The 24181-nt window shown below is 68.3% G+C and carries 26 protein-coding genes; 14 read left to right on the forward strand and 12 right to left on the reverse strand.

Annotated features, from left to right (window positions below; all coding sequences use genetic code 11):
- Positions 1–53 precede the first annotated feature (53 nt).
- Positions 54–1571, reverse strand: a complete 1518-nt coding sequence (locus WG898_RS21025) for a CoA-acylating methylmalonate-semialdehyde dehydrogenase (RefSeq protein ID WP_339604737.1) — start codon at positions 1569–1571, stop codon at positions 54–56.
- Positions 1572–1672: 101 nt separating this feature from the next.
- On the opposite strand from WG898_RS21025, the gene WG898_RS21030 reads away from it, so the two are divergent.
- Both WG898_RS21030 and WG898_RS21035 read left to right on the forward strand, forming a co-directional pair.
- Positions 1673–2617, forward strand: coding sequence for a LysR family transcriptional regulator (locus WG898_RS21030; protein ID WP_339604738.1), 945 nt, complete (start codon positions 1673–1675; stop codon positions 2615–2617).
- A gap of 176 nt (positions 2618–2793) precedes the next feature.
- Positions 2794–3528 carry a YecA/YgfB family protein gene (locus WG898_RS21035; RefSeq protein ID WP_339604739.1) on the forward strand — a complete coding sequence of 245 codons (735 nt, stop codon included), beginning with the start codon at positions 2794–2796 and terminating at the stop codon, positions 3526–3528.
- A 3-nt stretch (positions 3529–3531) separates the two neighbouring features.
- Here WG898_RS21035 and WG898_RS21040 read toward each other — a convergent pair whose 3' ends face one another.
- Both WG898_RS21040 and WG898_RS21045 read right to left on the reverse strand, forming a co-directional pair.
- Positions 3532–4839, reverse strand: coding sequence for an Hsp70 family protein (locus WG898_RS21040; protein ID WP_339604740.1), 1308 nt, complete (start codon positions 4837–4839; stop codon positions 3532–3534).
- 69 nt (positions 4840–4908) lie between these two features.
- Complete coding sequence (locus WG898_RS21045; RefSeq protein WP_339604741.1) at positions 4909–6222, reverse strand: D-amino acid dehydrogenase; 1314 nt, start codon at positions 6220–6222, stop codon at positions 4909–4911.
- Between the two features lie 155 nt (positions 6223–6377).
- Here WG898_RS21045 and WG898_RS21050 point away from each other — a divergent pair, with 155 nt between their 5' ends.
- Positions 6378–7361, forward strand: a complete 984-nt coding sequence (locus tag WG898_RS21050; RefSeq protein WP_339604742.1) for a LysR family transcriptional regulator ArgP — start codon at positions 6378–6380, stop codon at positions 7359–7361.
- On the opposite strand, the gene WG898_RS21055 is transcribed toward WG898_RS21050, so the two are convergent.
- Positions 7286–7489 carry a hypothetical protein gene (locus WG898_RS21055; protein WP_339604743.1) on the reverse strand — a complete coding sequence of 68 codons (204 nt, stop codon included), beginning with the start codon at positions 7487–7489 and terminating at the stop codon, positions 7286–7288. The two genes, WG898_RS21050 and WG898_RS21055, sit on opposite strands and share 76 nt — an antisense overlap.
- Before the next feature lie 264 nt (positions 7490–7753).
- Here WG898_RS21055 and WG898_RS21060 point away from each other — a divergent pair, with 264 nt between their 5' ends.
- The gene (locus tag WG898_RS21060; RefSeq protein ID WP_339604744.1) at positions 7754–7975 is read left to right on the forward strand and encodes a hypothetical protein; all 222 of its coding nucleotides are present in this window, start codon (positions 7754–7756) and stop codon (positions 7973–7975) included.
- A gap of 31 nt (positions 7976–8006) precedes the next feature.
- Here the strand turns inward: WG898_RS21060 and WG898_RS21065 are convergent, their stop codons facing one another.
- From WG898_RS21065 to WG898_RS21080, 4 genes are all read right to left on the reverse strand, one after another.
- Positions 8007–8429, reverse strand: a complete 423-nt coding sequence (locus tag WG898_RS21065; RefSeq protein WP_339604745.1) for a universal stress protein — start codon at positions 8427–8429, stop codon at positions 8007–8009.
- 95 nt (positions 8430–8524) lie between these two features.
- The gene (locus WG898_RS21070) at positions 8525–9295 is read right to left on the reverse strand and encodes a metallophosphoesterase (RefSeq protein WP_339604746.1); all 771 of its coding nucleotides are present in this window, start codon (positions 9293–9295) and stop codon (positions 8525–8527) included.
- 10 nt (positions 9296–9305) lie between these two features.
- Positions 9306–10079, reverse strand: a complete 774-nt coding sequence (locus tag WG898_RS21075) for a YecA/YgfB family protein (protein ID WP_339604747.1) — start codon at positions 10077–10079, stop codon at positions 9306–9308.
- Entirely contained in the window at positions 10076–11032 is a 957-nt protein-coding gene (locus tag WG898_RS21080; RefSeq protein WP_339604748.1) for a LysR family transcriptional regulator, read from the reverse strand. The genes WG898_RS21075 and WG898_RS21080 overlap by 4 nt, the downstream gene beginning before the upstream one ends.
- A 112-nt stretch (positions 11033–11144) precedes the next feature.
- Here WG898_RS21080 and WG898_RS21085 point away from each other — a divergent pair, with 112 nt between their 5' ends.
- Positions 11145–11384 carry a hypothetical protein gene (locus tag WG898_RS21085; RefSeq protein ID WP_339604749.1) on the forward strand — a complete coding sequence of 80 codons (240 nt, stop codon included), beginning with the start codon at positions 11145–11147 and terminating at the stop codon, positions 11382–11384.
- A gap of 171 nt (positions 11385–11555) precedes the next feature.
- Here WG898_RS21085 and WG898_RS21090 read toward each other — a convergent pair whose 3' ends face one another.
- Together WG898_RS21090 and WG898_RS21095 are read right to left on the reverse strand one after the other, a co-directional pair.
- Positions 11556–13424 carry a phosphoenolpyruvate carboxykinase (GTP) gene (locus WG898_RS21090; RefSeq protein ID WP_339604750.1) on the reverse strand — a complete coding sequence of 623 codons (1869 nt, stop codon included), beginning with the start codon at positions 13422–13424 and terminating at the stop codon, positions 11556–11558.
- Positions 13425–13744: 320 nt separating this feature from the next.
- Complete coding sequence (locus WG898_RS21095) at positions 13745–14659, reverse strand: LysR family transcriptional regulator (protein WP_339604751.1); 915 nt, start codon at positions 14657–14659, stop codon at positions 13745–13747.
- 110 nt (positions 14660–14769) lie between these two features.
- Between WG898_RS21095 and gstA the strand changes: the two genes are divergently transcribed.
- The 6 genes from gstA to WG898_RS21125 are packed head-to-tail and all read left to right on the forward strand — an operon-like array spanning position 14770 to position 18398.
- A complete protein-coding gene (gene gstA / locus WG898_RS21100; protein ID WP_339604752.1) occupies positions 14770–15378 on the forward strand; it encodes a glutathione transferase GstA in 609 nt (202 codons plus the stop codon).
- 18 nt (positions 15379–15396) lie between these two features.
- Positions 15397–16047 carry a DsbA family protein gene (locus WG898_RS21105; protein WP_339604753.1) on the forward strand — a complete coding sequence of 217 codons (651 nt, stop codon included), beginning with the start codon at positions 15397–15399 and terminating at the stop codon, positions 16045–16047.
- Between the two features lie 16 nt (positions 16048–16063).
- A complete protein-coding gene (locus WG898_RS21110; RefSeq protein ID WP_339604754.1) occupies positions 16064–17137 on the forward strand; it encodes an NAD(P)H-dependent flavin oxidoreductase in 1074 nt (357 codons plus the stop codon).
- Positions 17138–17159: 22 nt separating this feature from the next.
- Positions 17160–17375 (forward strand): tautomerase family protein, encoded by a 216-nt coding sequence (locus WG898_RS21115; RefSeq protein ID WP_339604755.1) that lies wholly within the window; start codon positions 17160–17162, stop codon positions 17373–17375.
- Entirely contained in the window at positions 17372–17770 is a 399-nt protein-coding gene (locus WG898_RS21120) for a nuclear transport factor 2 family protein (protein ID WP_339604756.1), read from the forward strand. The genes WG898_RS21115 and WG898_RS21120 overlap by 4 nt, the downstream gene beginning before the upstream one ends.
- A 58-nt stretch (positions 17771–17828) precedes the next feature.
- Positions 17829–18398 (forward strand): MOSC domain-containing protein, encoded by a 570-nt coding sequence (locus WG898_RS21125; protein WP_339604757.1) that lies wholly within the window; start codon positions 17829–17831, stop codon positions 18396–18398.
- Here the strand turns inward: WG898_RS21125 and WG898_RS21130 are convergent.
- Together WG898_RS21130 and WG898_RS21135 are read right to left on the reverse strand one after the other, a co-directional pair.
- On the reverse strand, positions 18395–19729 hold the full coding sequence (locus WG898_RS21130; RefSeq protein ID WP_339604758.1) for an aminopeptidase P N-terminal domain-containing protein: 1335 nt from the start codon (positions 19727–19729) through the stop codon (positions 18395–18397). The two genes, WG898_RS21125 and WG898_RS21130, sit on opposite strands and share 4 nt — an antisense overlap.
- A gap of 47 nt (positions 19730–19776) precedes the next feature.
- Positions 19777–20853, reverse strand: a complete 1077-nt coding sequence (locus WG898_RS21135) for an alkene reductase (protein WP_339604759.1) — start codon at positions 20851–20853, stop codon at positions 19777–19779.
- A gap of 145 nt (positions 20854–20998) precedes the next feature.
- Between WG898_RS21135 and WG898_RS21140 the strand changes: the two genes are divergently transcribed.
- Genes WG898_RS21140 through WG898_RS21150 form a run of 3 tightly spaced genes read left to right on the forward strand, consistent with a single transcriptional unit; the run spans position 20999 to position 24161 of the window.
- The gene (locus WG898_RS21140) at positions 20999–22117 is read left to right on the forward strand and encodes a right-handed parallel beta-helix repeat-containing protein (protein ID WP_339604760.1); all 1119 of its coding nucleotides are present in this window, start codon (positions 20999–21001) and stop codon (positions 22115–22117) included.
- Positions 22118–22134: 17 nt separating this feature from the next.
- On the forward strand, positions 22135–22989 hold the full coding sequence (locus WG898_RS21145) for a 23S rRNA (adenine(2030)-N(6))-methyltransferase RlmJ (protein WP_339604761.1): 855 nt from the start codon (positions 22135–22137) through the stop codon (positions 22987–22989).
- A 14-nt stretch (positions 22990–23003) separates the two neighbouring features.
- Complete coding sequence (locus WG898_RS21150; protein ID WP_339604762.1) at positions 23004–24161, forward strand: CaiB/BaiF CoA transferase family protein; 1158 nt, start codon at positions 23004–23006, stop codon at positions 24159–24161.
- The last annotated feature ends 20 nt before the right edge of the window (positions 24162–24181 follow it).

Raw genomic sequence — 24181 nt, forward strand, 5'->3', positions numbered from 1 at the left:
CATGAGCTTAGTCACCCGCCGTGCGAGATTCGCACGGCTTGTGCCAGCGAGCCTTACTTGCTGGTGGGCATCACAAACTCGGCGCCCTTGCCAATGCTGGCCGGCCAGCGCTGCATGATGCTCTTTTGCTTGGTGTAGAAGCGCACGCCCTCCTCGCCATAGGCATGCATGTCGCCGAACAGGCTCTTTTTCCAGCCGCCAAAGCCCTGCCAGGCCATCGGCACAGGGATGGGCACATTGATGCCCACCATGCCCACCTGGATGCGGCGCGCGAACTCGCGCGCGACATTGCCATCGCTGGTGAAGCAGGCCACGCCGTTGCCGTACTCATGCGCGTTCACCAGCTCCACCGCCTGGGCAAAGTCGCTCACGCGCACGCAGGCCAGCACCGGGCCGAAGATTTCTTCCTTGTAGATGCGCATGCTGGGCTTCACCTCGTCGAACAGGGTGCCGCCGGTGAAGAAGCCGTTCTCCAGGCCGGCCACTTTGTGGCCGCGCCCGTCGACCACCAGCTTGGCGCCCTCTTCCACGCCGATGCCGATGTAGTTCTCGATGCGATCGCGCGCCTCGCGGGTGACGATGGGGCCCATCTCGGCATCGAGCTCCATGCCGTTCTTGATCTTCAGGGCGCGGGCACGTTCGGCCAGCTTGGGCACGATCCGGTCGGCCACATCGCCCACCAGCACCGCCACCGAGATCGCCATGCAGCGCTCGCCGGCCGAGCCGTAGGCCGCGCCGATCAGTGCGTCCACCGCCTGCTCGATGTCGGCATCGGGCATCACCACCATATGGTTCTTGGCGCCGCCCAGGGCCTGCACGCGCTTGCCGTTCTTGGCTCCGGTTTCGTAGATGTACTGGGCAATGGGCGTCGAGCCGACGAAGCTGATCGCCTTCACGTCGGGGTGGTTCAGCAGCCCATCCACCGCCAGCTTGTCGCCCTGCAGCACATTGAACACGCCGTCCGGCAGGCCGGCCTGCTTGAACAGCTCGGCGATGAAGAGGCTGGGCGAGGGGTCGCGCTCGCTGGGCTTGAGGATGAAGGTATTGCCGGTGACGATGGCCAGCGGCGCCATCCACATCGGCACCATGAAGGGGAAGTTGAAGGGCGTGATGCCGGCCACCACACCCAGCGGCTGGCGCAGCGTCCAGTTGTCCATGCCGGTCGAGACCTGCTCGGTGAAGTCGCCCTTGAGCAGTTGCGGCGCGCCGCAGGCGAATTCCACGATGTCGATGCCACGCGCCACCTCACCCTGGGCGTCGGTGAAGACCTTGCCATGTTCGGCGGTGATCATGGCGGCGAGCTGGTCCTTGTGCTGGTTGAGCAGCTCCAGGAACTTGAACATCACGCGGGCGCGGCGCAGCGGCGGTGCGTCGGCCCAGGCCGGGAAGGCGGCTTGGGCGGCGGCCACCGCGCTCAGCACATCCTCGCTGCTGGCCAGCTGCAGCTGGCGCGCCACCGCGCCGGTCGTGGGGTTGTAGACCGCCTGCGAGCGGCCCGAGCTGGCGGCCTGCGGGCGGCCGTTGATGAAATGGGTCAGGTCGGCGCTGGCGGCGTAGGCGGGGGTGCTCATGGCAGGTCTCCAGGTGGAATCGTATTTGGCCAGTCTAGGCTTGGCCCCCTGCCCTGCCAATCCGCTTTTGCTGACTTGATTGTTTGATAATCCGAACAATCATGAGCCCTGCCCTGCCGAAACCCGCCCTGCGCGAAGATCTGCTGTGGGGCCAGCTGCACGCCCTCACGGTGATCGCCCATACCGGCAGCTTCACCAAGGCGGCGCAGCGCCTGGGCCTGTCCAAGGCCGCGGTGAGCCAGCGCATTGCCGAGCTGGAGCGCGCCGTGGGTGTGACCCTGGTGGCGCGCACCACGCGCTCGGTGCGGCTCTCGGACGCCGGCCAGCGCCTGGTGGAAGACACCGAGGCCAGCTTCAACCATATTGCGCGCAGCCTCGGCGCGGCGCGCGACGCCGCCGGCCAGCCGCGCGGCCTGCTGCGCGTTACCGCGCCGGTGGCGCTGGGGCGCCAGCATGTGGCGCCGGCCCTGCCGGGCTTCTTTGCCCAGTACCCGGAGATACGCATCGAGCTGGATCTGTCGGACCGGCTGGCGGCGCTGGCGCAGGAGGGCTTCGACCTGGCCATCCGCCACACCAGCACGCCGCCCGACACCCATGTGGCCTTCAAGCTCTGCGCCTCGCGCGCCCTGCTGGTGGCGGCGCCCGCCTATCTGGCCCGCGCCGGCACGCCCGCCCATCCGGCCGAGCTGGCGGCCCATGCCTGCCTGCCCTATCTGCGCTCGGGCCCGGCGGTCTGGCACTTCGAACATGGCGCGGCCAGGGCGCCGGAGCGGGTGCGGGTCCCGGTGCAAGGGCTATTACGCGCCGGCAACAGCGAAATCATCCGAGATGCTGCGTTGGCCGGCCTGGGCGTGGCCCTCTTGCCCGACTTCAGCGCCGCACCGGCCCTGGCCAGCGGCGCCCTGCAGCCCTTGCTGCCGCAATGGCGGCCGGCAGGCTTTTTCGGCGACAGCATCTACGCCATCCACCCCTGGAGCAGCACCACGCCGCGCCCAGTGCGGCTGCTCATCGAGCATCTGCGCGCCGCGCTGGGCAAGGGCTTCTGAGCGCACAAAAAAGGACGCCCAAGCAGCGAACTGCTCGGGCGTTGCAAAGTCCTTGAATCAAGGACGTCGTTGGGACTGCTGCTCGCCTTGCGGCTTGCTTGGATCGAACTCTAGGGCCGAAGCGCGGGTTTCGCCATCCCCACGAGGTGGGATGGCCGAAGCTTGATAATGCGGTCATGAACGCTGCCAAGCCGCCCGTACGCAAGCCCAGCCCCGCGCCTCGTCCGGCCCGGCCCGCCGCCAGCAGCAAGCCGGCGCCGCAAGCCCGCAAGCCCGCCGAGCCGCTCAGCGACGCCGAGCTGGAGCAGCTGCAGACCCTGCTCGACAAGGTGCCGGCGCCGCTGGAGCCGCTGGACGTGAGCATGCTGGACGGCTATCTGATCGGTGTGCTGCTGCAGCCCAAGCCCGTCGCGATGTCCGACTGGGCGCCCCATGTACTGGACAGCGAGGGCCGCAAGCCGCCGCCCAGCTACAACGGCGAGGCCTTGTTCGAGCTGATACGCCGCCGCCACCGCGAGCTCAACCTGGCCATCGTCGATCGCCAATGGTTCGACCCCTGGGTGTTCGAGCTGGAAGACGAGGCCGACCCTTCCGAAGTGGTGTTCCCCTGGGTGGCCGGCTTCGCGCTCGCCACCGAGCTGTTCCCCGAGCTGATGCGCCTGGATGCGGCCCAGTTGCTGGAGCCGCTGGCAGCGATCTATATGCACCTGGACCCGGACGATCTGGAAGACGCCGACGAGCTGCTCGAAGAGATCGAGACCCTGGAGCCTCCCGCGGATCTGGAGGAGGCGGTGGAGAGCCTGGTGAGCGCGACCCTGCTGCTGGCCGATGTGTCCAGGCCCCAGCCGGCACAGCCCCAGGCCAAACGGCCACCGGCGCGCAAGGGGCCGCCGCAGCGGCACCGCTTCTGATCTTCAGCGCGTGAACAAGCGCGCCGCGTGCAGGCCCAGGCCTGTGGCCACCGAGGCAAAACGGTCGCCGCGCACCTCGCGCGCCTTGGGGTAGTCGGCGGCAATGCGCTCGGCCAACACGCGCAGGCCGGTAGAGCCGCCGGTGAAGTAGAGCGCATCCACATCCTCCGGCCGCAGGCCCGCCTGCGCCACGGTTTCGCGGCCGGCCTGGGCAATGCGCTCGATGTCGGCGCGCAGCGCCTGCAAGGCCTCGGTCTCGCCCAGATGCACGGTGAGGCCGTTCTCGACCAGGCCCAGGTCGATCTGGGTATCGCCGCCGCCGGCCACGGCGATCTTGGCATCTTCGGCGCGCGCCGCCAGCTCATGGCCCAGGCGGTCTTCCACCACCGTCATGAGGCGCTGGTGATGCAGCGGGTTGCCGTAAAAGCTCTTCATGCTGCGCAACTCGGCCACGCGCAGCGGGCTGTAGACGGTGTTGATCAGATGCCAGGTGGCCAGGTCGAAATAGACGCCGCTGGGCACCTCGCGCGCCACCTGGCCGGGTTTCTCGGGCCCCAGCGAGCGGTAGCCCAGCTCGCGCAGGATGCTGGCCAGCTCCACATGGCGGTCGAAATCGGTGCCGGCGATATGCACACCATGGTTGGCGAGGATGTCGTCGCGGCGGTCCAGGCGCTGCATGCGATCCGGGCCCACGCGCACCAGCGAAAAGTCCGAGGTACCGCCGCCGATGTCGGCCACCAGCACGATCTGCTCGTGCGTGGCCTGGCTCTCGTAGTCGAAGGCGGCCGCGATCGGCTCGAACTGGAAATGCACCTCGTCGAAGCCCACCGCATGGGCGGCGGCCTCCAGCGAGGCCTGGGCGGCGGCATCGCGCGCAGGTTCGCCGTCCACGAAGAACACCGGCCGACCCAGCACCAGCTTGTTGAGCGGCGCGCGGGCGCCGGCCGCGAGCGCGCTGTTGCGCAGGCGCTTGAGGTAGCCGGCCAGCATGTCGAAATACTTGACGCCGCGTCCGCCACCGACATCGGTGGTCTGGTCGATCAGCGCGGAGCCGAGGATGCTCTTCATCGAGCGCATCAGGCGGCCGTCGGTGCCCTCTACATAGGCGGCCACCGCGGCACGGCCAAAGGCGCGCGGCGGGCCGTCGGCATCATGCCTGCCCTCGACGAAATAGAACACCGCCGTGGGCATGGTGAGGTGGCCGCTCTCCAGCTCCACCAGGCGCATGCCCGGGCCCTCGCTGCGCGGGATCGCGATCGCCGAATTGGAGGTGCCAAAGTCGATGGCACAGAAGGAAGCGGGCGATGGCATGGCGGCGGGCGGATGGAGAGCGGGGCGCGGATTGTAGCGATCGCGCCCCGCGCCCGCTTCAGGCCATGGTCAGGCCGGGGCCATGCTGTACAGGCCACGAGCCGGCAACGCGTCGCCGTAGAAATTGAACTCGATCTCGGGCCGGCGGCCGCAGATCAGCTCAGACAGCGCATGGCCCGAGCCGGCGCCATGGGTCCAGCCCAGCGTGCCATGGCCGGCGTTGATCCACAGGTTGGAAGCCTTGCGGCTGCGGCCGATGTAGGGGATGTTGGTGGGCGTGCTGGGGCGCAGGCCGGTCCAGTAATTGCGCTCGCCGAGATCCGCCACGCCGGGGAACAGCTCCTCGTAACGCTTCACCAAGGCGTCGCAACGGGTGCGCGAGGTGGGCGTGTCCAGGCTGGTGTCCATGCCCACCAGCTCGGCGGTACCGGCGATGCGGATGCTGTCGCCCAGGCGCGAGATCGCGATCTTGCGGGTGTCGTCCAGCAGGCTCACCACGCTGGCGGCTTCCGGCTTCTTCAGCTTGAGGGTGGCCGAGTAGCCCTTGGCCGGATAGATGTTCAGGAACTCGCCCAGGGGCTTGAGCAGGGCCGGGGTGTAGGAGGCCATGGCCGCCACATAGGCGTCGGCCTTGAGCACGCGCTTCTTGCCACTGCGGCAATCGGCGATCTGCACGCCGGCGATGGCCTGGCCCTCGCGCTGCAGCGCCAGCACATCGTGGCCGTAGTGGAAGGTGGCGCCGCGCTGCTGGCAGAGCTGGGCCAGCTTCTGCGTGAACACGCGCGCATCGCCCGACTCGTCGCTGGGCGTGAAGGTGCCGCCGAAGATGTTGTTGCCGAAGCTGCGCAGCGCCGGCTCGACCTTCAGCACCTCCTCGCGCCCGAGTACCCGGCGGTCGACGCCGTGGCGGCGCATCACCTCGGCACCGGCCGCACCGGCATCGAAGTCGGCCTGGCTGGAGAAGAAGTGCAGGATGCCGCGCTCCAGGCGCTCGTACTCGATGCCGGTCTGCGCCACCAGGCTCTTCAGTGATTCATGGCTGTAGCGGCCCAGCTGCACCAGCTGCTCGACATTGCGCTCGAAGGCGGCCGTGGTGCACTGGCTCAGAAAGCTCAGGCCCCAGCGCCATTGCGCCGGCTCCAGGCGCGGGCGGAACAGCAGCGGCGAATCGTCGCGCAGCAGCCATTTGGCCACCTTGAAGGGTGCGCCGGCATTCGCCCAGGGTTCGCAAAAGCTCACCGAGATCTGCGCGCCGTTGGCGAAGCTGGTCTCCATCGCGGCATCGTCCTGACGGTCGACCACCGTGACCTCATGGCCTTGCTCCAGCAGATACCAGGCGGTGCTCACGCCGATGATGCCGGCACCCAGAACGACGACTTTCATAGGGGACTCCTACAGCGAACCCAGGCCTGTTTCGGCCGCGGCGGCTCCGTGCCGGAGCGCTGCGTTGACCAAGATCAGGGGACGGCGGATTGTCATCAAGCTCCGTGTTTATCAGAAGCCACATTCATATTTCTAGTCTTACATTAGAGGCACTTATGAAAGACCTGGACTCCGCCGGCCTCGACTGCCTGGCCGCGCTGGCCGATGAGCGCAGCTTCGAGCGCGCCGCCCAGCGTCTGGCCATCACGCAGAGTGCGGTATCGCAGCGCCTGCGCAGCCTGGAAGCGCAGGTGGGCCAGCTGCTGGTAGTGCGCTCGCGCCCGCTGCGCCTGACCGAGCCGGGCAAGGTGCTGCTGCGCTTTGCGCGCCAGCTGCAGGCCCTACGTACCGATGTGGCGCGCGAGCTGGGCACGCGCGTGGCGCCGCATGAGCGCATCGCCATCGCGGTGAATGCCGACAGCCTGGCCACCTGGGTGCTGCCGGCGCTGGACCCGCTGGTGCAGGCGGGGCTGCAAGAGGGCTTCGGCCTGGAACTGATCGTCGACGACCAGGACTTCACGCATGACTGGTTGCGCCAGGGTGAGGTGCTGGGTTGCGTCAGCACCGTCAAGCTGGCGCTGCGCGGTTGCCTGGCGCGGCCGTTGGGCGTGATGCGCTATATCGCCGTGGCCAGCCCGGCCTTTGTGCGCGAGCGCCTGCCGCAAGGGCTGAGTGCGGCCAATTTCGCGCAGGCGCCCTTCCTCGTTTTCAACCGCAAGGACGACGACCAGGTGCAATGGGTCAGCAAGGCCTTTGGCGTGAAAGCACCTCGGCTGCAGGAGCGATATGTGCCCTCCAGCGAGGCGCGTGTGCGCGCCGTGTGCATGGGCTGGGGCATCGGCGTGGTGCCCGAACTGCAGGTGCGTAGCCTGCTCAGAAGCGGTGATTTGATGGCCTTGCGGCCCGAGCTGAGCGTGGACGTTACGCTCTACTGGCATCAATGGAAGCTAGGCTCGGAGCTGGTGTCCGCGCCCTTGCGGGTGGCCTTGCTGGATCAGATCGGCCAGGCCCTGGCCAGCGGCGCTCAGCGTGCGCTCGGGCCGGCCGAGGGTTCTGATGCCGCCGGCCCCGGTGGCAAGGCCAGGCGGCGCTCGGCCTGAGCGGCATCGGCCAGCTGCAGGCCAGCAGCGGCATCCATGCCGGGCAGCTGGCTGGCCAGCCAGGCCGCGCTGCCCACCGTCGAGGCGATGACGGTGGCAGCCACGCATTTGAGAACTGGCAGATTCATGGGCTCGGCGCCGTGAGCAAATCAACTTGGGAGGCCGAGCATAGTCAGATCCAGGGCCGCAGGACATCCTACGTTGGAGGGTGATGCCCGCTTCGCAGCAGCCGGCAGGTCGGCCTCGCCGGCAGCGACTTTCACAAAGATTTACCTGTCGTGCGTTTTTTCCAACTACGCGGACATGAGCACCCAATTTGGGGATTGGTAGCGGCCGCGTCCGGCGCACACTAGGGCCATGCCTTCCTGAATCCAGCCCTGTCGAGGTGTGATATGCGATTCGCTCCAGCACTGCGCTTTTTCCGTCGCACCCCGGTCGTCCACCACGCCCCCGAGCCCGCCGATCTGGGCACCGCCTTCGGCATGGAAGCCACGCTCGAGGAAGGCGATGCCGGCTTGCAGGACTACCGCGCGCCCAGCTACGAGCTGGAGTCCGAGCGCGCCAAGACCGCGACCGAATCGCCGCTGGCCTGGCTCTCACGCCGCAGCTCCTGACGCCGCGCTCCTCGGCGGCGCGGGTCGCTGCTCAGCGAATCAGCAGCACCGGCACCTCGCATTGCGACATCACCTTGGTCGCCACCGAGCCCAGCACCAGGTTGCCGATGCTGCTGTGGCCATGTGAGCCCATCATCACCATTTCGAACTTGCCCTTGCTGGCCAGCGCGGCAATGGCCTCGGCCGCGGGGCCGACCTTGGTGACGAACTCGGCCTTGATGCGCTGCTTATCGAAGAAGCTGCGAATCGGCTTCAGCACCTTCTCGGCCTCGTCCTCGTAATAGCCCTTGAGCACGGCCTTGTCGAGCACCGCCGCGGCACGCGGCGGAATCGCCGCCACCGCATGTACGACGGTGTAGCGATGGGCATCACCCAGCCATTCGTCGTGTGCGGCCAGATAGGCCAGCATGCGCTTGGAATAACTGCTGCCGTCAACGGCGATCAGGATCTTCATGGCCTCTCCTTGCATGCGGGCCTAAACGCAGGCCCATCGCCATCAGTCTGGCACAGCGCGGTCCCAGCGCCTTGATGCGGTTCAAGCCCGCGTGGTTAGACGTCCACACAGAACAGGCCGTCGCAGCCCTGCGATTCGCCCTTGTGCGCCAGGCCGCGCGCATTGCAGACCACGCGGGTACTGCCCAACCCATGCTCGAAACGGTAGTCGTAGCGGCAATGCAGATGGCCGTGCAGCCAGAGCTCGGCCAGCGGCAGCAGGTCTTCGTCGTTGTTGCAGAAGCTGCCGGTGCCGGGTTGGCGGCCGTAGCGCGGGTCGGCGCTCTTCAGGCTGGGGGCAAAATGCGTCACCACCACGGTCGCCGCGATGCCGGCTGGCGGCCGCTGCAAGTTCTCGCGCAGCCAGGCCTTGCAGCGCAGGGCCTCGGCGCGCACCGCCTCGGCGTCGAAGGGTTGACCCGCGCGCGTGGCCGCCATGACGCGCTGGAAATAGCCCGCCGCGCGCATGGTGCGCTCGCGCTGCGCGGCGCCGAAGACCTCGAAGTCGCTCCAGCGCGTGCTGCCCAGAAAACGCAGCCGCCGGCCCTGAGCATCGCTGAGCAGCAGCTCGGTCTCGTCCAGCCACAGAAAGCCCAGGCGGTCGGAGAGCGCACGCAGGCCACGCCGCGCCTCGTCCACATCCCGGCCGTCGTACTCGTGGTTGCCGGGCACGAACAGCACCGGCACCGGCCAGCCCTTGAAGGCCTCGAGCCCGCGCCAGCCGCTGTCCACATCGCCGGCCAGCACCAGGGCCTCGGCGCCGGGCGCGGGCAGCGGTTCAAAGGTCTCGGTCTCCAGGTGGAGATCCGAGAGCAATTGCAAGCGCATCAGCCGGCCGTCAGTTGGCGCCGTGGCACTGCTTGTACTTGCGGCCGGAACCGCAGGGGCAGGGGTCGTTGCGCCCGACCTTGGGGCTGTCGCGGCGGATGCTTTCGACCTTGTAACGATGCGCTTCGGTGAGGTCGCAGAGATCGGCCACCGTCACCACCAGTTCCTCGATCGCATCGTCCAGGTCCTTGAGCGGATGCTCGCGGTCCAGGGTGGCGACGATTTCCTTCTCCTCGGGCGTTTCGGCCGGCAGATGGCGGTACAGGCGGGCCAGCGAGGCCATCACCGCGTCATCGTCCATCTCGCTGAGCTCGGGGAAGCACAGCGCGGCATGCTGGAAGCCGGCCACCCAGGGCATCAGGGTGCGCGAGATCGGGCCCATGGCCTCGTAGGTGGCGCGCGCCTGGGCCTGCTCGGCGTCCTCCTCGCCCTCGGGTGGCACCGGGTCCACCGGGGCCTGCTCGTCGAGGTCCAGCACGACGGGGTCGAACCAGCCGTCTTCGACCATGGCGCGGTTCAGCGCAGCATGGCGGCGCGCCACCAGTTCGCGGATGCGTGCCAGCCAGGCGGCGTCGACGCTCTCGGGCAGCAGGCCGCCGTCGTAGTCGAAGATATTGGGCAGCCACTCCTCGATCTCGATCAGGCGGGGTTGCACCAGCACGCCGCAGAGGTAGCCGTCGAGCATGGAGGCATCGAGGGCTTGCAGCGGGGCCGGCGTGGTGGCCAGCAATTCGTCGAGTTCCTCGAACTCGGCATCGGTCAGGTCGGCGGTCTTGTTGCTCATCGCCCAATTGTCGCCGTGTTTGTCGACGCTTGGGCCGCCGCGGCGATCAGCCGTCCGCGCAACCAGCGCTGTGCGCTGCGGTCCTCGTTGCGCAGATGCCAGAGCATGTCCACATGCACCGGCGAGAGAGCCAGCGGCAGGGGCTGCTCGACCAGATCCTGCTTGTACCCGGTCGCCTCCACAAAAGAGGCCGGCAGCACCGTGAGCAGATCGGACTGCGCCACGATGCGGCCCGCGGTGAAGAACTGGTTCACCGTCAGCACGATGCGGCGGCTGCGGTTCATCGCCGCCAGGGCCTCGTCGACGAAGCCATGCGGCCGGCCCGAGAAACTCACCAGCAGGTGGTGGGCGGCGCAATAGCCGTCCAAGGTAAGCGGCGCGCCGGCCAGCGGATGACCGCGCCGCATCACGCAGACATACTCGCTGTCATAGAGGCGGTGCTGGCGTATCGCCGCCATCGGCCCTTGCGCCTGCAGCGCCGCCACCGCGTTAGGAAAATAGCCCAGCGCGAAATCGGCCTCGCCCTGCTCCAGCAGGCCGCGCGGGTCGCGCGTGGTGAGCGGCAGCACATGGATGCGGGCATGCGCACCCGAGCCCTCCAGATCGGCCACCAGCGGCGGCAGCACCAGGGCGGCGGTGGCGTCGGCCATCGCGATCTGGAAGGTGTAGTCCTCGGCCTGCGGGTCGAATTCACTCGGGTCCAGCACGGCGCGCAGGCGCTCGAGCGCATGGCGCACCTCGGGCCACAGGCCTTCGGCGCGCGAGCTAGGCTTCATGCCGAAGGCCTGGCGCACGAACAGCTCCTCACCCAGCGCTTCGCGCAGGCGCTTGAGCGCATGGCTGACCGCCGGCTGGCTCATCGCCAGGCGCTCGGCCGCACGCGTGAGGTTGCGTTCGGCCATCACCGCATCAAAGACGCGCAGCAAATTGAGGTCCAGGTTTCGGAAACTCATATTCACATTGTTTATATAGCAAATTCAGACAATTCATTTGCCTCATGTCTAGGGTTAACCCGATACTCTCGCCATCGACTCCAACAGAGTCAGCAACACGCAAGGAACCGCCATGAGCGTCGCCACCCAAACTTTCGGTCTGCCGTCCTACCGCACTGTGAGCCACGGTGCTTCGTTCACCGCCATCGGCGCCCGCCTGTGGCTGAGCCTGATCGCTTCGGTCAAGGCCCGTCTGGCCGCCGCCGCCGATGCCCGCGCCGAGCGCGAACTGCTGGCCCTGGCCCAGGAATACGAGCAGAGCATGCCGTCCTTCGCTGCCGAGCTGCGCGCCGCGCATTGCCGCAAGAAGTAAAAAGGGACCACCCCCTACTGGCTTCGCCAGCCCCCTCAAGGGGGCGAGTTCGACGGCCCGGCAGAGCCGGATCCGCGAACTCCGCTGGACGAAGCCGGACAGCAAAAAGCCCGCTCGGTAAGCGGGCTTTTTACTTGCGGCGTGCGGCCCCCGAAAGGGCCGCGACTTGGCTTACTCGGCCGCCAGACGCGCCTCGATCCTTGCCTTGGTGGCCGGTAGCTCGGCCGGCAGGTGGTGGGCCAGCTGGGCGAAGAGCTCGTCGTGCAGTTTCAGCTCGGCGGCCCAGTCGGCCTTGTCGATGCGGGTGGCGACCTCGAACTGCTCCTTGCTGAAGTCCAGGCCGTCCCAGTTCAGGTCTTCATAGCGCGGGGTCACGCCGAAGGCATGCTCCTCGCCGGACTGGCTACCGGTCACGCGGTCCAGCATCCACTTCAGCACGCGCATGTTCTCGCCATAGCCGGGCCAGACGAACTTGCCGTCGGAGCCCTTGCGGAACCAGTTGACGCAGTAGATCTTGGGCAGGGTGGCGCCCGAGGCTTGCAGCTTCTTGCCCAGATCCAGCCAATGCTGGAAATAGTCGGCCATGTTGTAGCCCATGAAGGGCAGCATGGCGAAGGGGTCGCGGCGCACCACGCCCTGCTGGCCGGCGGCCGCGGCGGTGGTCTCGGAGCCCATGGTGGCGGCCATATAGACGCCTTCCACCCAGTCGCGCGCCTCGGTCACCAGGGGCACGGTGGTGGAGCGGCGGCCACCGAAGATGAAACCGTCGATGGGCACGCCCGCCGGGTTGTTCCAGTCCGGGTCCAGCGCCGGGTTGTTGGTGGCGGCGACGGTGAAGCGCGCGTTCGGGTGCGCGGCCTTGGCGCCGGTTTCCTTGGCGATGGCTGGCGTCCAGTCCTTGCCCTGCCAGTCTATCAGGTGCTCGGGCGGGGTCTCGGTCATCGATTCCCACCAAACATCGCCATCATCGGTGAGCGCGACGTTGGTGAAGATCACGTCGCGGTGCAGGCTGGCCATGCAGTTGAAGTTGGTCAGCGTGTTGGTGCCGGGCGCCACGCCGAAATAGCCGGCCTCGGGGTTGATGGCGTAAAGGCGACCATCGCTGTGCGGCTTGATCCAGGCGATGTCGTCACCCACGGTCGTGACCTTCCAGCCCTTGAAGGTCTGGGGCGGGATCAGCATGGAGAAATTGGTCTTGCCGCAGGCGCTAGGGAAGGCGGCGGCAAAGTGGTACTTCTTGCCCTCGGGCGAGGTCAGACCCAGGATCAGCATGTGCTCGGCCAGCCAGCCCTGATCGCGGCCCATCGTCGAGGCGATGCGCAGCGCAAAGCACTTCTTGCCCAGCAGCGCATTGCCGCCGTAGCCGGAGCCGTAGGACCAAATCTCCTGCGTCTCGGGGTAATGGACGATGTACTTGGTCTTGTTGCAGGGCCACTTCACGTCGGCCTGGCCGGCTTCCAGCGGCGCGGCCACGGTGTGCACGCAGGGCACGAAGGCGCCGTCGCTGCCCAGCACGTCCAGCACGGCACGGCCCATGCGGGTCATGATGCGCATGTTCACTGCCACATAGGGGCTGTCCGACAGCTCCACGCCGATATGCGCGATGTGCGAGCCGATCGGACCCATGCTGAAGGGCACGACGTACAGCGTGCGGCCCTTCATCGCGCCCTTGAACAGGGCGTTCTCGCCAGTCTGCAGCAGGGTGCGCATCTCGGCCGGGGCCATCCAGTTATTGGTCGGGCCGGCGTCTTCCTGCTTGGCCGAGCAGATGAAGGTGCGGTCTTCCACGCGCGCCACGTCGCTGGGGTCGCTGCAGGCCAGAAAGCTGTTGGGGCGCTTGATGGGATCGAGCTTCTTGAAGGTGCCGGCGTCCACCAGTTTGGCACACAGGCGCTCGTACTCTTCCTGGCTGCCATCGCACCAATAGACATCGCGGGCCTGGGTCAGCGCGGCGATCTCCGCCACCCAGGCGATCAGGCGCTGGTGCTTCACATAGGCCGGCACGTTCAGGCGCAGCCCTTCCATCACGGGTTGGTTCATGGCAAGTCCCATTCAATATAAAAAGCAGAATTGGGCCAAGCTCGGAAGGCGGCTGCCGGCGTCGTGGAAGACGGGCGTCGCGGGCCGGGCCTGGCCCAATGCCGCTCATTGCACTACCTGAGATGGGGCAGCTTGCTCTGAAGGCAGGCCGGGCCTCTGGGTAAAGGGCCCGAAGCCTGAATTGTCACCCCAATGTAACCATGCCGTAACCACCCGAGCGGGCGTGGTTATGCATTTCGAGAATGACTTCATGCGCAGATTCGGCGTGCCCTGCGCGGAGTTGACGTTGGGGCGACATTGTTCACGCTTGTCGGCCACCGTCACCCCCTGCCCAGGCGCTCCAACAAAAAGTCGATCAGCACCCGCACGCGCAGCGGCAGGTGCCGCTTGCCGGGGTAGAGCAGTGAAAACGGACGCGAGGCGCCGGCCCAGTCGCCGAGCACCTCCTGCAGGCTGCCGTCGCGCAGCAAGTCGGCCACCAGGAAGCGGTAGGTCTGCACCAGGCCGGCACCGGCGCGCGCCAGCGTGATGGGCGCCAGGATGTCTTCGGCGCAGCGCAAGCGCCCCGTGGTGGGCCGCTCCAACAGCGCGCTGCCCCTCTTGAACAGCCAGGGCACGGCGGCGCCGGTGCGCGGAAGCAGGAATTGGATGCACTCATGACCGTCCAGTTCCTCGAGCCGCTGCGGCGTGCCATGCGCGCGCAGGTACGAGGGCGCGGCCGCCACCAGCAGCGCGGCGTCTTCGAGCTTGCGCGCCACCAGGCCGGAGTCGGGTGGCTCGCGCCCGCGTATGGCCAGGTCAAACCCCTCCTCGGCGAAGTTGACGTTGCGATTGCTCATCTGCACTTCCAGCGCCACCTCGGGATAACGCCGCATGAACTCGTCCAGCAGGGGCAGCACGCGAAAGTGCCCGTAGGAGGTGGGCAGGCTGATGCGCACCAGACCGCTGGGCCGCAGCTGCTGCCCGGTCACCTCGCGCTCGGCCTCGACCAGCTGCCGGAGTGCCTCGCGACATTGCTCGTAGTAGCGCTCGCCCTCGGGCGTCAGCCTAACGGTTCGGGTGGTGCGCGTCAGCAAGCGCACACCCAGGCGGGCCTCCAGCCGGTTGACCGAGCGGCTGACGCCCGCCGTGGTCAGGCCGCTGGCGCGCGCCGCGGCAGTGAAACCCTGGTGCTGGGCCACCAGGCAGAAGAGTTCGATGCCACTGAGCAGCATGCCCTCGAAGGGTCTGTTCATGGTTGATTGTCTACACAGAGGCCAACAGTGATTTGAGTGTAGGCGCGTTTATCCAAGCTGGCGTCATCAATAGCATGAGGACTCCTAACACCACTTTGAGGTTCTGTTCCATGCGTCTCTTCTATTCCCCCGGTGCCTGCTCGCTGGCTTCGCACATCGTGCTGCGCGAAACCAAGGCCGACTTCTCGCTCGTGCGCGTCAACACCGCCACACATCGCCTGGAGGACGGCTCCGACTTCTACGCCCTAACGCCCAAGGGCCAGGTGCCGCTGCTGGAGACCGACGCCGGCGATCGCATCAGCGAGGGCCCCATCGTCATGCAGCACATCGCCGACCAGATGCAGGCCAGCGAGCTGCTGCCGCCGGTGGGTACGCTGGCGCGCATCCGCGTGCTGGAGTGGTGCAACCACCTGACCTCGGAGATCCACAAGTCCTTCACGCCCATCTTCCATGGCCATGTGGACGCGGCGTCAACGCAAACCCTCAAGCAGTTGCTGAAGACCAAGCTGGCCTTTCTGGACGCTCAGCTGGCCAGCCAACCCTATCTGGGCGGCAGCCAGTTCAGCATTGCCGACGCCTACCTCTTCGTGCTGCTGTCATGGACCTCCCCGATCAAGCTCGACATCTCGGACCTGGCGCAGCTGCGCGCCTTCCAGGCCCGCGTGGCGGCACGTCCGGCGGTGCGCGAGGCGATGCGCGTCGAAGGCCTGTTGGGCTGACCCCGGGAGCAGGCCGTCATGACCTTGATTCTGGTTGCCGATCCCATGTGTTCATGGTGCTATGGCTTCGCCGGCCAAATGGCGCAGGCCATGCCGCGCCTCCCCGAGGCCGCGCTCGAGATCCGCATGGCGGGCCTTTGGGCAGGCGGCCAGCAAGTCCTGGACGAGGCGGCCAAGCGCTTCCGCCTGGGCCATTGGGCGCGCGTCGAGGCCGCGGCCGGCGTGGCCTTCAATCGCTCGGCGCTGCTGGCGCGGCAAGGCTTTGTCTACGACACCGAGCCGATCTCACGCGCCTTTGTGGCGGGCCGGGAGCTGGCGCCGCGGCTGGATCCGCTGCGGCTGCTGACTGAGCTGCAACAGGCCTTCTACCTGGACGGCCTGGACACCACGGACGATGCCGTGCTGGCCAGCGTCCTGGCCCGCAGCCTGCAGCGGCATGGCCACGCCGAGCAGGCCGCAAGAGCGCTCACCGTGCTGGGCCTGCCCGAGCTGCGCGCCAGTACGAGGGCGGACTTCGAGCAGGTCCGGGCCTGGGGCCTGAGCAGCGCCCCCAAGCTGCTGGCACGGCGGCCCGATGGCCAGATCTCGCTGCTGCTGGACGGCTTTGCGCGGGCGCACGAAATCGTCGCCGCGGTTCGCCATGGCCTGCAGCGCCAGGCGCCCGTCTGAAGCCGCCGCGCCCGCCATGAACCATCCCATCCATCATCCCCTGCTGCAGACTCGCTGGCCGCTGATCCAGGCCCCCATGGCCGGCTGCCAGGACGAGGGCCTGGCGCTGGCAGTGAGTGCGGCCGGTGCCCTGGGCTCGCTGCCCGCCGCCCTGCTGAACGCGCCGGCCCTGGAAGACGCCCTGCAGCGGTTGCAGGCCTCGGGCCGCCCCTATGCGCTGAACTTCTTCGCCCATGCGCCCGTGCAGCCGGCTCCGGCGCTGTTGGAGCGTTGGCAGCGGCGCCTGCGGCCCTTCTATGCCGAGCTGGGTCTGGCCGGACCGCCGCCAGCACAGGCGGGTCGGCGCGCCTTTGACGACGAGGCCGCCGAGCTGCTGAGCCACTACCGGCCCAGCGTCGTCAGCTTTCACTTCGGCCTGCCCGTGCCCGCCCTGCTGGCGCGCGTGCGCGCCACCGGCGCCCGCATCCTGTCCAGCGCCACCACACTGCAGGAAGCGCTGTTTCTGCAGCGGCGCGGCGTCGATGGCGTGATCGCCCAGGGCCTGGAGGCCGGCGGCCACCGCGGACATTTCCTGCCCGGCACCGAGCTGGCGCAGCAGCGCGAGCTCGACCAACTCCTGCCCGCCCTGCTCGCGCGGCTGGCGGTGCCGGTGATCGCGGCGGGCGGCATCGCCACGGCGCAGCGAGTGCAACAGCTGCTCGCCCAGGGCGCGACTGCGGTGCAGGTGGGCACGGCCTTTTTGCTCTGCGACGAGGCCAGCACCCCGCCGCTGCACCGCGCGCGGCTGCGCGACGGCAAGCCCGACGAGCCCACGGTGCTAACGAACGTCTTCACCGGTGGCGTAGCACGCGGCCTGCCCAACCGCCTCAGCCGCGAGCTGGGCGCGCTGTGCGCCGACGCGCCACCCTTCCCCTGGGCGGGCGCGTCGCTGGCGCCGCTGCGCCAATGGGCCGAGGCCCACGGCCGCGACGACTTCAGCCCGCTCTGGGCAGGCAGCCGGCGCGAGGGCCTGCGGGCCGGGCCGGCGGCGGCGATAGTGCGCGCCCTGATGGGCGGCGGCGAACCTTCAAGCAATGAAGTAATCAGTTAGGCAAACACAAGCAGGAGCCCCCATGCCCTACGTACATATCCGCATCACCCGCGAGGGCGTCAGCGCCGAGCAGAAGGCGGCGCTGATCGCCCAAACCACGCAAACCCTGGTCCGGGTGCTGGGCAAGGATCCGGCCACCACCTTTGTCGTGATCGAGGAGGTCGAGACCGACAGCTGGGGCATTGCCGGCGAGACCGTGAGCCAGCGGCGCGCACGCAGCAAGGAGGCCCGGGCATGAGCGGCCGCAGCGACGACGATGAGCAGATCCGCGCGCTGCTGCGGCTCTATCTTGACGGCCTCTACCACTGCGACACCCAGCGCCTGGCCCAGGTCTTTCATCCCCAGGCCCTTTACGCCACGGCGGCCGGCGAGCATCAGCCGCCGCTGCTCTTGAACATGCAGGAGTACTTCCCCATCGTGCAGCAGCGCGATCCGCCCGCGCGCAGCGGCGCGCCACGGCGCGAGGCCATCCTGTGCATCGACGTGGCGGGCCCCGCCACGGCCATGGTCAAGCTGAGCTGCAGCTTCTTTCAAAAAGACTATGTGGACTTCCTGACACTGATTCATGTCGAGGGGCGCTGGCAGATCATCGCCAAGGTGTTTCACTTCGAGCCCCAATCCGCCAGCGGCTAGCAGCGAGAATGTCGGCTTTGCGTCAGCAAGCAAGCAAGCAGCGATCAAGGCCGTCCGCATGAAACTCATCAGCCTCAACACCGGCCACGCCGCGCCCATGGAGATCGAGGGCCGCAACGTGCTGACAGGTATCCGCAAAGCGCCGCGTCCAGGCGCCGTGGCGGTGTCGAGCCTTGGCCTGGAGGGCGACGAGCAGGCCGACCCCAGCGTGCATGGCGGCCTCTCCAAGGCCGTCTATGCCTACCCCAGCGAGCATTACGAGTTCTGGCAGACGGTGCGCGCCCAGGCCCAGGCGGCCGCCTGGGGTCAGGTATTGCCGCCCGGCTCGCTGGGCGAGAACCTCACCCTCGGCGGCCTGCTAGAGAAGGATGCCTTCGTCGGCGACACCCTGCGCTTTGCCGGCGGCGTCGAGCTGCTGGTGAGCGAACCGCGCTTTCCCTGCTTCAAGTTCAACGCGGTGATGGGCTTCAACAAGGCCGCCAAGCTGATGGCGCAAAGCCGCTGGTGCGGCTTCTACCTGGCGGTGAAGACGCCCGGCACCCTGGCCGCCGGCGAGGCTTTCGAGCTGCTGCCGGGGCCGCGCGAGCTGTCCATCCCCGAGCTGTTCGGCGCCAGGATGAAGGGCTAATCGCGCAAGGCTTCGATATCGGCGATGCGCCTGGGTACCTGGCCCGTCAGCAGTTCCGGGCCCGCGGCGGTGACGAGCACATCGTCCTCGATGCGCACGCCGACGTGCCAGTAGCGCTCGGGGATGTCCTCGGCCGGGCTGATGTAGATGCCCGGCTCGGCCGTCAGCACCATGCCGGCCTGGGCCGGGCGCCAAGCGCCATCGGGCAGGTGGTAGCGGCCGGCATCGTGCGTGTCCAGGCCCAGGTAATGGCCGGTGCCGCACATTAGAAAGCGCAGATAAGCCTTGCTCTCCAGCACGCCGTCCAGGCTACCCTGCAGCAGGCCCAGGTCCAGCAGGCCCTGGCTGACGCCGCGCACATGGGTCTGGTGCAGGCGCTCCAGCGATTCGCCCACGCGCAGCGTGGCAATGCCCGCATCGAGCGCGCCCAGCACGACCTCGTAGAGCTCGCGCTGCAGGCCGTTGAAGCGTCGCCCTATGGGCAGAGTACGCGTAATGTCGGCGTTATAGCCCTGGAAGTCGCAGCCGGCATCGATCAGCAGCAGCTCGCCATCGTTGAGCCGCATCTTGTTCTCGACGTAATGCAGGATGCAGGCGTTGGCGCCGCCGGCCACGATGGGGTTGTAGGCCGGCCCGCGCGCGCCGCGGCGCCGGTACTCATGCAATAGCTCGGCCTCCACCTCGTACTCGTACTGGCCCGGCCGAGCAAAGCGCATCGCGCGCGTCATCGCCGCACCTGATATCTGCGCGGCCTCGTGCATGAGGGCGATCTCGGCCTCGTCCTTGATCACGCGCATCTCGTGCAGCAGCGCGCGCGGGTCGTGCAGGGCGATGGGAAAGACGCTGCCCTGGCGGATCGCGCGCGCGCCGCGCGGGGTGTTGAGCGCGGCGAAGATGCGCTGATCGCGGCCCGCGTCCACGCCGAAGGGATAGTGCAGGCTGCGCTGGCCCTTCAGCAGCTCGGGCAGGCGCTGCTCCAGCTCGGCGATCGGGTAGGCCTCGTCCAGGCCCAGGGCGTCGGCCGCGGCGGCGGGTCCGAGGCGGCGGCCATTCCATTGCTCCAGCGCCGCGTCGCGCGGCCGGCAGAACAGGATGCTGCGCGGCTTGGCGCCACCGATCAGCAGCAGCAGCGACTCGGGCTCCTCGAAGCCGCTGAGGTAGTAGAAGTCGCTGTCGGGCCGCCAGGCCTCGTAGCCATAGCGCCAGCCGTGGTAGCGGCTGGCATCGTCCTCACGTTGCGGCAGATGGCTGTTGGGCAGCAGCAGCGCGGCATCGCCGATCGCGGCGAACACGCGCGCACGCCGCGCCGCCAGGGCTTGAAGCTGGTTCACAAGCAGGCTTTCGATGTAAATATATCTAAAGCATACTTGAAACCAGATCAGGCCGCGAGACTGGGATAGTCCGTGTAGCCCTGTGCATCGCCACCGTACAGCGTGGCGCGGTCCAGCGGCTGCAGCGGCGCGTTCAGACGCAGGCGGCGCACCAGGTCCGGGTTGGAGATGAAGTCGCGGCCAAAGGACACCAGGTCGGCCCGGCCCTCGGCCACGGCCTTCAGCGCCATCTCGCGGCTGTAGCCGTTGTTGACCATCCAGGGCCCGCCGAAGCGCGCGCGCATGGCCTGGTAGTCGAAGGGCGCAATGTCGCGCGCGCCGCCGGTCTGGCCCTCGATGATGTGCAGGAAGGCCAGCTTGAGCGGCGCCAGCTGCTCGGCCAGATGGTTGAACAGGGCCTGCGGATCGCTGTCCTGGCCGGCATCGTTGACCGGGGTCACCGGGCTCAGGCGCAGGCCGCTGCGCCCCGCGCCTATGGCCTGGGCGATCGCCGCCATCACCTCCACCGTGAGGCGTGCGCGGTTGGCGATGCTGCCGCCGTAGGCATCCTGGCGGTCGTTGATGCTGTCGCGCATGAACTGGTCGAGCAGATAGCCGTTCGCGCCATGCACCTCCACCGCATCGAAGCCCGCCTCCATGGCGCAGCGCGCGCCATGCACAAAGGCCGCGATGATGGCGGGCACCTCGTCGGCACCGAGCGCGCGCGGCGCCGAGATCGGCACAAAGCCCTCGGCGGTGAAGGTCTTGCCCTGCGCCGGGCGCGCCGTGGACGAGACCGGCGCGCGCCCCTCGGGCTGGAACACCACATGCGAGATGCGGCCCACATGCCAGAGCTGGGCGGCGATCTTGCCGCCCGCGCCATGCACCGCATCGGTGACCTTGCGCCAGGCGGCGATTTGCGCGGGCGTGTGGATGCCGGGGGTGTCCAGATAGCCCTGGCCCTCGGGGCAGATCTGGGTACCCTCGCTGATGATCAGGCCGGCGCTGGCGCGCTGGCGGTAATACTCCACCGCCAGCTCGCCGGGCACCAGGCCCTTGGAACGGCTGCGCGTCAGCGGCGCCATGACGATGCGGTTGGCGAGGGCGAGGTCGCCGATCTGGATGGGGTCGAACAAGCTGGGCATGGCGGGATCCTGAACTAGATGACCGCAAGCCTAAACAATCTGGCCGCGCAGCGCCGCCACGCGCGTGACAGCCGCCCACGATTTATTGCCTTGGCTTGCGCGCCGGCAAACTTTGCCGCCAGCCGCTAGACTCGCGCGCACGCCCATGCTGACCCGCCGCCATCTGCTCAGCGCCCTGGCGCTCTGCCCGCCCGCGCTGCCCGCCCGCGCCAACGCGCGCGTGCTGCGCGTCGGGCCTGCCGAGCGCATCCGCAGCCTGGCCGAGGCTGCCAGCCTGGCGCGCGACGGCGATCGCATCGAGGTGCAGGCCGGCGACTATGTGGGCGATGTGGCCGCCTGGGAGCGCGACGGCCTGCAACTGGTGGCCGTGGGTGGCCGGGTGCGCCTGCTGGCCAACGGCGCGCATGCGCGCGGCAAGGGCATCTTCGTCGTCAGCGGCGAGGGCGTGCAGATCAGCGGCTTCGACTTCATCGGCGCCCGCGTGCCCGACACCAACGGCGCAGGTATCCGCTTCGAGCATGGCTCGCTGACGGTGCGCGACTGCCTGTTCACGCGCTGCGAGACCGGCCTGCTGAGCAACAACGACCCCGCCGCTCGGCTCACGCTGGAGGCTTGCGAGTTCTCGCATGGCCATCGCGAGGGGCGCTTCAGCCACCTGCTCTACGTCGGCAGCATCGCCAGCCTGAGCGTCAGCGCCTGCTACTTCCACCATGGCGAGCTGGGTCATCTGCTGAAGAGCCGCGCGGCACGCAACCTGGTGCGCTACAACCGGCTCAGCGACGAGGCGGGCGGCAGCGCCAGCTATGAGCTTGAGTTTCCGAACGGCGGCCAGGCCCTGGTGCTGGGCAATCTGATCGAGCAGAGCCCGGCGACCGACAACCCGCTGATGATCTCCTTCGGCGCCGAGGGCTACCGTGGCTCCGCGCAAGCACTGACCCTGGTGCACAACACCCTGGTCAACCGGCGCCCCGGCAACACCGCCCTGCTGCGGGTCGCGCGCGGCGCGGTGGTGGTGGGCCTGCACAACAACCTCATCGCCGGCCCGGGCCAGCTGCCCGCCGAGGCGGGCTGGCAGCTGGGCCCGAACCCGCGGCTGGGCCTCGCGGACCTGCAGGGCTATGCCCTGCCGCCGGCATCGCCGCTGCGCGGCACGGCGGGCCCGCTGCCGCCCGATTGGCGGCCCACGCATCAATACCTGCACCCCTGCCGGACCGAGGCCCTGAGCGGCCCGGCGCGCGATCCCGGCGCCCTTCAGCAGGGCTGAGGCGCTACAGTCCGCACATGCTTGCTTACCGACACGCCTTCCACGCCGGCAACCATGCCGACGTTCTCAAACACCTGGTACTCACGCAGGTGCTGCGCTACATGGGCGAAAAGGAAAAGCCTTACACCCTGGTGGACACCCACGCCGGCGCCGGCGGCTACTCCATCGAAGGCCGCTATGCCCAGAAGAAGGGCGAGTACAGCACCGGCATCGCCCGCCTGTACGACGCCAAGGACCTGCCGGCGCCGCTGGCCAACTACGTGGAGCTGGTACGCCAGTTCAACACCGACGGCCAGCTGCGCCAGTACCCCGGCTCGCCCGCGATCGCCAATCTGCTGATGCGCGAGCAGGACCGGCTGCGCTGCTACGAGCTGCACCCCACCGATTTCCGCATCCTCGACACCTACCTCTCCACCCGGCCCAACACCCAGGTGAGCGACAAGGACGGCTTTGCCTCGCTCAAGGGCGAACTGCCACCGCCCTCGCGCCGCGGCGTGGTGCTGATGGACCCGCCCTACGAGATCAAGACCGATTACGCCAAGGTGCTGGCCGCGCTGCGCGAGGGCCTGCAGCGTTTCCCGGACTGCGTGTTCATGATCTGGTATCCGCAGCTCGCGCTGCTGGAATCGACCCAGCTGGCGCAGCGCCTCAAGGCCTCGGCCGATGCCGCCGCCAAGAAGGGCTGGCTGCATGTGCGCCTGACGGTGGACCAGCCCGACGAGCGCGGCTTCGGCATGCTGGGCAGCGGCATGTTCATCGCCAACCCGCCCTTCACCCTGCACGACGATCTGCAGGCCTGCCTGCCCTATCTGGTGGAGAAGCTGGGCCAGTACGACGGCGCCAACTTCGTCTTGGAGCAGCGCGCCGTCTGAGTCAGCCAGGACCCATGAACGATGCACTCCGCCACGGCCCCCTCACCGGCCTGAAAGTCCTCGAACTCGGGCAGCTCATCGCCGGCCCTTTTGCCGGCAAGACCCTGGGCGACTTCGGCGCCGAGGTCATCAAGGTCGAGCCCCCTGGCACGGGCGACCCGCTGCGCCAATGGCGCCTGCTGCATGAAGGAGTGAGCGTCTGGTGGCAGGTGCAGAGCCGCAACAAGCAAAGCATCACCCTGGACCTGCGCCAGGAGGCCGACCGTGCCATCGCGCGCCGCCTGGCCGCCGAGGCCGATGTGCTGATCGAGAACTTCCGCCCCGGCCTGATGGAGGACTGGGGCATGGACTACGCCACGCTGAGCGCCGCCAACCCGCGCCTGATCATGCTGCGCATCAGCGGCTACGGCCAGACCGGCCCCTACCGCGACCTGCCCGGCTTTGCCGTGGTGGCCGAGGCCATGGGCGGGCTGCGCCATCTGATGGGCGAGCCCGGCCGGCCGCCGGTGCGCGCCGGCGTGAGCCTGGGCGACACGCTGGCGGCCCTGCACGGCGTGATCGGCGTGCTCCTGGCCCTGCAGGCGCGCGCACACACCGGGCGCGGCCAGGAGATCGATGTGGCGCTCTACGAGGCGGTGTTCAACTGCATGGAATCGCTGCTGCCCGAGTACAGCGCCTTTGGCGCGGTGCGCGAGCCCGCCGGCTCGGCCCTGCCCGGCATCGCGCCCAGCAATGCCTACCGCTGCGCCGACGGCCAGGTGGTGATAGGCGGCAACGGCGATTCGATCTTCAAGCGCCTGATGACGGCGATAGGCCGTGACGACCTGGGGCAAGACCCGACCCTGGCCGGCAACGCCGGCCGCGCCGCGCGCGTCGACGAGCTGGACGCCGCCATTACCGCCTGGACCGTGCAGCGCCCGGTGGCCGAGGTGGTGGCTTTGCTGCAGGCCGCGCGCGTGCCGGTGGGGCGCATCTACACGGCCCGCGACATCGCCGAAGACCCGCATTACCGCGCCCGCCAGATGATCGAGACCATCAGCACCGCCAGCGGCCTGACGCTGGAGGTGCCCGGCATCTGCCCCAAGCTCAGCGACACCCCCGGGTCGATACGCAGCCTGGCACCCGCCCTGGGTGAGCACAATGCGGAGCTGCGCGACCCCTTGCGCAGCTAAGAAAAGACTCCCCACCCCGG

It is taken from the genome of Paucibacter soli, from assembly GCF_037482845.1.
Lineage (GTDB): Bacteria > Pseudomonadota > Gammaproteobacteria > Burkholderiales > Burkholderiaceae_C > Paucibacter_B > Paucibacter_B soli.